We start from the raw sequence: 10,000 nt of genomic DNA on the forward strand, positions 1-10,000 counted from the left end.
TGGTGTTGGAGTGCCGCAGGACTGGGCGACTCACGGCTTAGGTCATCAGCTAACTGCTTTATATGGCTTAGATCATGCTCAAACTTTGGCCATAGTGCTGCCGGCCTTAATGCAGCAACAACGTGCAACCAAGCGTGAAAAGTTATTACAGTACGCCAGTAGAGTCTGGGGTTTACAGCAGCAGGACCCTGAGCGTCAGATTGATGAAGCCATAAGTCATACCAGAGCCTTTTTTGAGCAAATGGGTGTACCAACCCGTCTCACCGCTTATGGTTTACCAGCCTCTTCAGTGGATGAGCTGATGGCCAAAGTGATGAGTCAGGGCATGGACAAGCTGGGTGAGCACGGCGATATCGACTACAGTGTTAGCCGGGCTATATTTACCGCAGCGGTTTAAAAGAGCAGGGCAGTTTGGGGTTGCATATCCATCCAGACTGCCGTTTAATAGCGCCCGAATCAAAACAGCCACGCAGGAAGAACAGATGAGTACAGTAGGTATTTTAGGTGCCAATGGCCGTATGGGCAGAGCTTTGGTCAGTGTAGCGAAAGAGCACCAATTGCCTATTACTGCCGCTACTGTGCGAGCTGGTTCCGATTTAACCGGCATGGATGCAGGTGAGCTGGCTGGGTGTGGCAGACTGGATCTGCCTTTTATTGAAACTTCCGCTGCTGCTTTGACTTCTGCTGATATCTGGATTGATTTCACTATGCCAGAAGCTATGCTTGTGCATTTGGATTTGGCGGTGCAGGCAAAAAAGGCAATGGTGATCGGTGTGACAGGGTTAACTGATCAGCAATATGCCGCAGTACAACAGGCGGCCAAACATATTCCCATCGTCTGGGCACCTAATATGAGTGTAGGTGTGAACTTATTACTGCATCTGGTACAAACCGCTGCCAAGGTGATGGGCCAGACGGCTGATATTGAAATTATTGAAGCACACCACAGATTCAAAAAAGATTCTCCATCAGGTACAGCCATGGCTATAGGTCATCAAATTGCCAAAGCCTTGGATCGCAACCTTGCAGAAGTTGCAGTGTATGGCCGGGAAGGCATCACAGGTGAGCGTGATCACAAGACTATTGGCTTTGCCACCGTCAGAGGTGGTGACATTATAGGTGATCACACCGCACTCTTTGCTGATTTGGGGGAACGGTTGGAAATTACCCACAAAGCATCCAGCCGCAGTACTTTTGCACAAGGCGCATGGCGCGCCGCGCTTTGGTTGCAAAATAAACAGCCAGGACTTTATTCTATGCAACAAGTGCTGGGTTTAGCCGACTTAGCTTAACTTTTTGAGCAATATGTTATAAAAATGCGATCAAAGGGTCATTTTTATAAAATATCAAAAAAGAGTTAGACCAAATAGCTCAAATCGCCTAGAATAGTCAGGTTTGCCCAAGCAAACATGGATTCAAAAATTCTGGGTCAAAACGGGTGGTGAACTATGATGTTTTTCCCCCGTTTTCTGCTGTTTGGAGGTTATTTTGACTAAGTCCGCCCTGCTCGTACTGGAAGACGGCACCGTATTTCGCGGTACAGCCATTGGCGCTGAAGGTATTTCTGTTGGAGAGGTGGTTTTTAATACCTCGATGACCGGGTATCAGGAAATCCTTACGGATCCTTCCTATGCTGAACAAATCGTCACTCTGACATATCCTCATATTGGAAATACCGGCACAAACGATGAGGATGAGGAATCCGATAAAATCTGGGCTAAAGGCCTTGTTATCCGTGACCTTCCTTTATTAGCCAGTAATTTCCGTAACCAAGCCTCCCTTAGTCAATATCTCAGTTCCCGTAATATTCTAGGCATAGCCGACATCGATACCCGTAAGCTCACCCGTATTCTGCGCGAAAAAGGTGCACAAAACGGCTGTTTGATGGCCGGTGATGACTTAGATGAAAACAAAGCCTTAGAACTGGCCCGTGCTTTCCCTGGTTTATCTGGTATGGATTTAGCCAAAGAAGTTTCGGTAAAAGAGTCCTACCAATGGACTGAAGGCAGCTGGTCTTTAGGTCAGGGTTTTGCGAAACCAGATAATTCAGCCTTTCATGTGGTTGCCTACGATTTTGGTGTGAAACGTAATATTTTGCGTATGTTGGCCGACCGTGGTTGTCGTTTAACTGTAGTTCCGGCTCAAACTCCTGCTGAACAGGTGTTAGCGCTAAACCCTGATGGTATTTTCTTATCCAATGGCCCTGGTGATCCGGCGCCTTGTGATTACGCTATTAAAGCTATTGAGACTTTCCTGACTACTGATATCCCTGTTTTTGGTATCTGTTTAGGTCACCAGCTACTGGCGTTGGCTAGTGGTGCCAAGACCATCAAAATGACAGTGGGTCACCATGGTGGTAACCATCCGGTGAAAAATCTGGATACTAACAAAGTGCTTATTACAGCGCAGAACCATGGTTTTGCTGTAGAAGAGGCCACCTTACCTGCCAATTTACGCGCTACTCACAAATCATTGTTTGACGGTACTTTGCAGGGCATTCACCGCACTGACAAACCAGCGTTCAGCTTCCAGGGCCACCCTGAAGCCAGCCCTGGTCCACACGAAGCCAGTGAATTGTTTGACCACTTTATCGAATTGATGCAACAGCGTCAGGCTTAATTGAGATAAGAGAGACAGAGAATAGCTATGCCAAAACGTACCGATCTTAAAAGTATTCTTATCCTCGGCGCCGGTCCTATTGTGATTGGTCAGGCCTGTGAGTTCGATTATTCAGGGGCTCAAGCCTGTAAAGCATTAAAAGAAGAGGGTTACCGTGTCATTCTGGTGAACTCTAACCCTGCCACTATTATGACTGACCCGGAAATGGCCGATGCGACTTACATCGAGCCAATCCACTGGCAAGTGGTGGAAAAAATCATCGAAAAAGAACGTCCTTGTGCGGTGTTACCGACCATGGGTGGTCAAACCGCATTAAACTGTGCGCTGGATTTAGAGCGTCATGGTGTGCTGGCAAAATACAATGTTGAAATGATTGGCGCGACCGCTGATGCCATCGATAAAGCAGAGGACCGCAGCCGTTTTGACAAAGCCATGCGTTCCATTGGCCTGGCTTGCCCACGCGCAGGTCTGGCTCATTCGATGGAAGAAGCCTACGAAGTGCTGGAAAAAATTGGTTTTCCATGCATCATTCGTCCGTCATTCACTATGGGTGGTTCTGGTGGCGGTATTGCTTACAACCGCGAAGAATTTGAAGAAATCTGTACCCGTGGTCTGGATCTGTCGCCAACCAAAGAGCTGCTGATTGATGAGTCTCTGATCGGTTGGAAAGAATACGAGATGGAAGTGGTGCGTGACAAAAACGACAACTGCATCATCGTCTGTTCTATCGAAAACTTCGACCCAATGGGTGTGCATACAGGTGACTCAATCACTGTTGCCCCGGCTCAGACCTTAACGGATAAAGAATACCAAATCATGCGTAACGCCTCTTTGGCGGTGTTGCGTGAAATTGGTGTGGAAACCGGCGGTTCAAACGTGCAGTTTGGTATTAACCCAGAAGACGGCCGTATGGTCATCATCGAGATGAACCCTCGCGTATCACGTTCTTCAGCCTTAGCTTCTAAAGCTACGGGTTTCCCTATTGCTAAAGTAGCTGCCAAACTGGCTTGTGGTTACACACTGGATGAACTGGCCAACGATATCACTGGCGGTAAAACTCCTGCGTCGTTTGAACCAAGCATCGACTATGTAGTGACTAAAGTACCACGTTTTAACTTCGAAAAATTTGCTGGTGCCAATGACCGCTTAACCACTCAGATGAAGTCTGTAGGTGAAGTGATGGCGATTGGCCGTAACCAACAAGAATCGCTGCAAAAAGCTTTACGTGGTCTGGAAATTGGTGTTTGTGGTTTAGACCCAATCATTGATATTCAGGCTCAGGAAGCCAAAGAGAAAATCATTCGTGAACTGCGTGAACCTGGCTCACACCGTATTTGGTATATAGCCGATGCGTTCCGCATGGGCATGAGCATGGATGAAATCTATGCGTTGACCAAAATTGATCACTGGTTCCTGATCCAGATTGAAGATCTGCTGAAAGAAGAAGCTGCAGTGCAGGCAGCTGGTTTCGCCGGTTTAGATGAAAAGCGCTTAAAAGTATTAAAACGCAAAGGTTTTGCGGATAAACGTCTGGCCGACTTGTTAGGTGTGGCAGAAGGCGAAGTACGTAAAAAACGTCACAGTTTCGGTTTACACCCAGTGTACAAGCGGGTGGATACCTGTGCTGCTGAGTTTTCATCAAACACAGCTTATATGTACAGCACCTACGACGAAGAATGTGAAGCAGCACCAAGCAACCGTGACAAGATCATGATTATAGGTGGTGGTCCAAACCGTATAGGTCAGGGGATCGAGTTTGACTATTGCTGTGTACACGCTGCACTAGCCTTACGTGAAGACGGTTACGAAACCATTATGGTCAACTGTAACCCAGAAACTGTATCTACAGACTATGACACTTCCGATCGTCTGTACTTTGAATCTATTACGCTGGAAGACGTGCTGGAGATTGTCCGTAAAGAACAGCCAAAAGGCGTTATTGTTCAGTACGGCGGCCAGACCCCATTAAAATTAGCCCGTGCATTAGAAGCGAACGGAGTGCCAATTATTGGTACTTCACCCGATGCCATTGACCGCGCTGAAGACCGTGAACGTTTCCAGCAGGCGGTAGAACGTTTAGGTTTAAAACAGCCACAAAACGCTACAGTCACCAGTCTGGAAGAAGCTATTGCTAAAGCACCGGCCATTGGTTACCCAATGGTAGTACGTCCATCTTATGTATTAGGTGGCCGCGCCATGGAAATTGTCTATGACGATCAGGACCTGCGCCGTTACATGACGGAAGCGGTCAGCGTATCGAACGATTCACCGGTACTGTTGGACCGTTTCCTCGATGACGCTATCGAAGTGGATATCGACGCTATCTGTGATGGCAAAGAGGTCATTATTGGCGGCATTATGGAACACATTGAGCAAGCCGGTGTGCACTCTGGCGACTCGGCCTGTACTTTGCCTCCACACAGCTTATCTGCCGATGTGCAGGACAGAATGCGTGAGCAGGTGAAAAAGCTGGCGCTGGAACTGGGTGTAGTAGGTTTAATGAACACACAGTTTGCGGTCAAAGATAACGAAATTTATCTGATTGAAGTGAATCCTCGAGCGGCCCGTACCGTACCTTTTGTTTCTAAAGCTACAGGTATGGCCGTGGCTAAAGTAGGTGCCCGTTGTATGGCTGGCCAATCTTTAGCATCACAAGGTATTACCAAAGAGATTATTCCACCTTATTTCTCAGTGAAAGAAGTGGTGATCCCTTTTAACAAATTCCCGGGTGTAGATCCTATTCTCGGACCTGAAATGCGCTCAACAGGTGAAGTGATGGGTGTAGGTGATACTTTTGCTGAAGCTTTTGCCAAAGCAGAGTTAGGCGCTGGTACAGTGATCCCAACAGGTGGCCGCGCTTTACTTTCAGTGCGTGACAGCGATAAAGTGCGCGTTGTTGAATTAGCCAGAACTATGGTCGAGCTGGGTTTTGAACTCGACGCCACAGGTGGTACTGCCAAAGCTCTCGAAGCCGCAGGCATTGCATGCCGCACTGTAAGTAAAGTATTTGAAGGCCGTCCGCATATTCTGGACCGCATCAAAAACGGTGAATACAGTTATATCGTCAACACCACAGAAGGCCGTCAAGCCATTGAAGACTCTAAAGTGTTACGTCGTGGCGCGCTGCAACATAAAGCCAACTATACCACAACTTTAAATGCGGCTTTTGCAACCTGTAAGGCGAATGCGGCTAATGCCTTTGCCACTGTTGCATCAGTGCAGGAATTACATAAGAGAGTAAACGGATGAGTCAAATCCCTATGACTGTTGAAGGCGCTCAACGCTTGCGCGATGAGCTGCATGAGCTGAAGACAGTGAGGCGCCCGGCTATTATTCAAGCTATAGCTGAGGCGCGTGAGCATGGTGATTTAAAAGAGAATGCGGAGTATCACGCAGCCCGTGAACAGCAGGGTTTTTGTGAAGGCCGCATTCAGGATATCGAAGCTAAATTATCCAATGCACAGATCATCGATATCACTAAACTGCCAAATAACGGCAAAGTAATTTTTGGTGCCACTGTGACTATCCTGAACCTGGATACGGACGAAGAAGTGACCTACCGCATAGTGGGTGACGATGAAGCTGATATTAAGAATTTCAGGATTTCGGTGAATTCGCCTATAGCCCGTGGTTTAATTGGCAAAGAAGAAGAAGATGTGGTGACTATCAATACTCCGGCCGGAATGGTGGAGTTTGAAATCACTCAAGTGCAGTATTTATAACCTGCTCTGGTGAAGAAGGCGGCCTTGGCCGCCTTCTTTATCTCCGGGATACAGTGAAATGCAAAGAGGTCAAACAAAAGCTTATCAACTCCAACTGCTCGACCAGGTGCTTTGGGTGCGGGTCTTTGGTGTATCTACTGTATTGGGTACTGAAGAGTACATCAGAGATTTCCGTGCTATGGTTGCACCAATACTGAATCAGCCTTGGGCGGTAGTTTTGGACATCAGGCAGTGGCAGGCCAGTCCAGCCCAATCACTTGAATTGCTAAAACAGAACTCAATCTGGGCATTTGCGCAGAATCTACATCATGTAGAGTTGCTATTGCCTGTGGATGAAATGCTCACCTGGCAGTATTTAAAAGCGACCGAAGTGGAAAAGCCCACTTATCTGACAAAACATATTGCAGAAGATGAAGAATCGGCCCGCTTATTTTTGCAGGCCGCTGGTTACTTAAAAGGCGCAGATTAGCCTTTTGGAATATGTAACTTTTTCTCTTTCGCAGCGCGGTAGATCACCAGAATATGGCCAATGACCTGCACTTTTTGTGCTTTAGCTTCGCGCACTATTGCGTCCATGATCGCGACTTTTTCTTCACGATCTATGCTTGGGACTTTTACTTTGATCAGTTCGTGATGCTCTAAAGCCAAATCAATTTCGGCCATTACGCCTTCGGTTAATCCATTGCCACCCAGCAAAATAGTAGGCTTTAACTCATGTGCTTTGGCTTTTAAAAACTGTTTTTGTTTATTACTAAGGTTCATATGTGTAGATTTTCCGTGTTGGAAAGCTTGAAATTACACTATTGTACCGCCATCTTGCTATGAAGACTATTTAAGAGTACTCAGATGACAAAGAAAAAACGCTCCGCCAGCTCGTCTCGCTGGTTACAGGAGCATGTAAGCGACCCTTTTGTGCAAAAAGCGCAGAAATTAGGTTTAAGATCCCGTGCTGCTTTTAAGCTGGATGAAATTCAGGACAAAGATAAACTGATCAAAACTGGCATGACAGTCGTAGATCTTGGGTCCGCACCCGGTAGTTGGTCTGCGCGGGCTGCTGAATTGGTAGGTCAGTCAGGCTGTGTGGTGGCTTGTGATATTTTGCCGATGGATCCATTAGCCGGCGTGGCTTTTTTGCAGGGTGATTTTCGTGAGGAAGCTGTATTAAATGCATTGTTAGAACGCATAGGTGGCCGCAATGTAGATGTGGTGCTGTCTGATATGGCACCGAATATGAGTGGCAACAGCACTGTGGATCAGTCCAGAAGTATGTATCTGGTTGAGCTGGCACTGGAAATGTGTAACAACGTGTTGAAGAAAAACGGTAGTTTTGTGGTCAAAGTATTCCATGGTGAAGGCTTCGAAGCCTTTGTACAGAAGGTTCGTAGTGTATTCATCACAGTACGGATCCGTAAACCGGACTCGTCCCGGGCACGATCCAGTGAGACATATATCGTAGCGACAGGCTTTAAAGTCTAGTAAAGTAGCGGTAGTTTCATTGTAATCTAATAGTTTTTCGTAACTGAGAGGTTCTCACCTTGAGTGACATGGCAAAAAATCTCATCGTATGGCTGGTTATCGCCGTTGTATTGATGTCGGTATTTAATAGTTTTGGTCCTGCTGATAAAGCAGATAAGCAAATGAGTTATACCCAGTTTCTGAAAGAAGCTAATCAGGGCCAGATCCGTGAGGTGAAGGAACAGAATGGCGTCATCACTGGGATAAAACGATCAGGCGACCGTTTTGAAACTGTGATCCCAACTGGCTACGATCCTAAGCTGATTGATGACATGTACAAAAATGACATCACTTTTTCTGGAACTGCACCAGAAAGCCCAAGCATGCTGGGACAGATTTTCATTTCCTGGTTCCCAATGCTGTTGCTTATAGGGGTCTGGATTTTCTTTATGCGCCAGATGCAGGGCGGCGGTGGCAAAGGCGCTATGTCTTTTGGTAAGAGCCGCGCTCGTTTAATGGGTGAAGATCAAATAAAAACTACTTTTGCTGATGTCGCAGGTTGTGATGAAGCGAAAGAAGAAGTCAGTGAGCTGGTTGATTATTTAAAGGACCCGTCACGTTTCCAGAAGTTGGGCGGTAAAATACCAAAAGGTATTTTAATGGTAGGCCCACCGGGTACAGGTAAGACGCTACTAGCTAAGGCTATCGCCGGCGAAGCTAAAGTGCCATTTTTCGCTATCTCAGGTTCTGATTTCGTTGAAATGTTTGTTGGTGTTGGTGCTAGCCGCGTACGTGACATGTTTGAACAGGCCAAAAAAGCTGCTCCATGCATTATCTTTATCGATGAAATTGACGCTGTTGGCCGTCAACGGGGGGCAGGTTTAGGCGGTGGTCATGATGAGCGTGAACAAACCTTAAACCAGATGCTGGTGGAAATGGATGGTTTTGACGGTAACGAAGGCATCATCATTATCGCCGCCACCAACAGACCAGACGTATTAGATGCTGCGTTATTAAGACCGGGCCGTTTTGACCGTCAGGTGGTAGTAGGTTTACCGGATGTGCGTGGTCGCGAGCAAATCCTGAAAGTTCATATGCGCAAAGTTCCGTTAGGCGACGATGTCAAAGCCAGCGTGATTGCACGTGGCACTCCAGGCTTCTCTGGTGCGGATTTAGCTAACCTGGTAAACGAAGCCGCTTTATTCGCTGCACGTGGTAATAGTCGTGTAGTAGGTATGGAAGAGTTTGAAAAAGCCAAAGACAAAATCATGATGGGTGCAGAACGTCGTTCTATGGTGATGTCTGAAGCTGAGAAAGAAATGACGGCTTATCATGAAGCAGGGCACGCTATTGTAGGTTGTTTAGTGCCTGAGCATGACCCCGTGCATAAGGTCACTATCATTCCACGTGGCCGTGCATTAGGCGTGACTTTCTTCTTGCCAGAAGCTGACGCGATCAGTATCAGTCGTCGTAAACTGGAAAGTAAGATTTCAGTGGCCTACGGCGGTCGTTTGGCTGAAGAGCTGATTTACGGTGGAGATGCGGTATCAACAGGAGCATCACAGGACATCAAATATGCTACCTCCATCGCTCGTAATATGGTGACTCAGTGGGGGTTCTCAGATAAGTTAGGTCCACTGCTCTATGCCGAAGAAGAAGGTGAAGTATTCCTGGGTCGTAGCATGGGTAAAGCCAAGAATATGTCTGATGAAACCGCGAGTATTATCGACAGCGAAATTAAGGCTATCATCGATCGTAACTACAACAGAGCAAAAACCATGATTGAAGAAAACATGGATATTTTGCATGCGATGAAAGATGCATTGATGTTGTATGAGACTATCGATTCCAGGCAAATTGAAGATTTGATGAACAGACGCACTGTGCGTCAGCCAGAGAACTGGGAACCTAAAGACAAAAACAAAGGCTCAAACAATGACGACACTAAAGCGGCTGAGGCTGTGAGTCCGTCAGAGCCGTCCGCAGATAACCCTCTGTAACTCATCGGTTCTGACCACAAAAACCCCGGGAATTCCCGGGGTTTGCATTATCTGGGGTGTACCGGAAACCCAGGCGCAAATTTTCAGTGTCTTAGGAGTCTTTATATGTTGTTGCAATTACCCCGTCAGCGGCAATTGGATTTGTCCCGTCCAAAAGTGATGGGTATTTTAAATATCACACCAGATTCATTCTCTGATGGTGGA

The 10,000-nt window shown here is 46.9% G+C and carries 9 protein-coding genes and 1 pseudogene; 9 read left to right on the forward strand and 1 reads right to left on the reverse strand.

From position 1 onward, the window contains the following. The 6 genes from LDL40_RS17150 to LDL40_RS17175 form a co-directional block, all read left to right on the forward strand. Nucleotides 1-397, forward strand: a 397-nt coding sequence (locus LDL40_RS17150; RefSeq protein ID WP_300996673.1) for an iron-containing alcohol dehydrogenase, incomplete at its 5' end; no start/stop codon positions are given. A gap of 85 nt (nt 398-482) precedes the next feature. After that, nucleotides 483-1,292: a 4-hydroxy-tetrahydrodipicolinate reductase gene (dapB, locus tag LDL40_RS17155; protein WP_300996674.1), complete on the forward strand. Its 810-nt coding sequence runs from the start codon at nt 483-485 to the stop codon at nt 1,290-1,292. A 196-nt stretch (nt 1,293-1,488) separates the two neighbouring features. Continuing rightward, on the forward strand, nt 1,489-2,619 hold the full coding sequence (gene carA, locus LDL40_RS17160; RefSeq protein ID WP_300996675.1) for a glutamine-hydrolyzing carbamoyl-phosphate synthase small subunit: 1,131 nt from the start codon (nt 1,489-1,491) through the stop codon (nt 2,617-2,619). 27 nt (nt 2,620-2,646) lie between these two features. Further along, nucleotides 2,647-5,868: a carbamoyl-phosphate synthase large subunit gene (carB, locus tag LDL40_RS17165; protein ID WP_300996676.1), complete on the forward strand. Its 3,222-nt coding sequence runs from the start codon at nt 2,647-2,649 to the stop codon at nt 5,866-5,868. Continuing rightward, the gene (greA, locus tag LDL40_RS17170) at nt 5,865-6,341 is read left to right on the forward strand and encodes a transcription elongation factor GreA (RefSeq protein ID WP_300996677.1); all 477 of its coding nucleotides are present in this window, start codon (nt 5,865-5,867) and stop codon (nt 6,339-6,341) included. The genes carB and greA overlap by 4 nt, the downstream gene beginning before the upstream one ends. 58 nt (nt 6,342-6,399) lie before the next feature. Continuing rightward, entirely contained in the window at nt 6,400-6,810 is a 411-nt protein-coding gene (locus LDL40_RS17175) for a hypothetical protein (protein WP_300996678.1), read from the forward strand. Here LDL40_RS17175 and yhbY read toward each other — a convergent pair. Further along, nucleotides 6,807-7,103 carry a ribosome assembly RNA-binding protein YhbY gene (gene yhbY, locus LDL40_RS17180; protein WP_008900389.1) on the reverse strand — a complete coding sequence of 99 codons (297 nt, stop codon included), beginning with the start codon at nt 7,101-7,103 and terminating at the stop codon, nt 6,807-6,809. The two genes, LDL40_RS17175 and yhbY, sit on opposite strands and share 4 nt — an antisense overlap. 84 nt (nt 7,104-7,187) lie before the next feature. On the opposite strand from yhbY, the gene rlmE reads away from it, so the two are divergent. The 3 genes and pseudogenes from rlmE to folP form a co-directional block, all read left to right on the forward strand. Continuing rightward, complete coding sequence (gene rlmE / locus LDL40_RS17185; RefSeq protein WP_300996679.1) at nt 7,188-7,817, forward strand: 23S rRNA (uridine(2552)-2'-O)-methyltransferase RlmE; 630 nt, start codon at nt 7,188-7,190, stop codon at nt 7,815-7,817. Between the two features lie 68 nt (nt 7,818-7,885). Beyond that, a complete protein-coding gene (gene ftsH / locus LDL40_RS17190; protein WP_300996681.1) occupies nt 7,886-9,796 on the forward strand; it encodes an ATP-dependent zinc metalloprotease FtsH in 1,911 nt (636 codons plus the stop codon). Between the two features lie 105 nt (nt 9,797-9,901). After that, a pseudogene (gene folP, locus LDL40_RS17195) lies at nt 9,902-10,000 on the forward strand (dihydropteroate synthase); the annotation flags it as partial.

Source organism: Rheinheimera sp., assembly GCF_020217005.1.
In the GTDB taxonomy this organism is placed as follows: Bacteria; Pseudomonadota; Gammaproteobacteria; order Enterobacterales; family Alteromonadaceae; genus Pararheinheimera.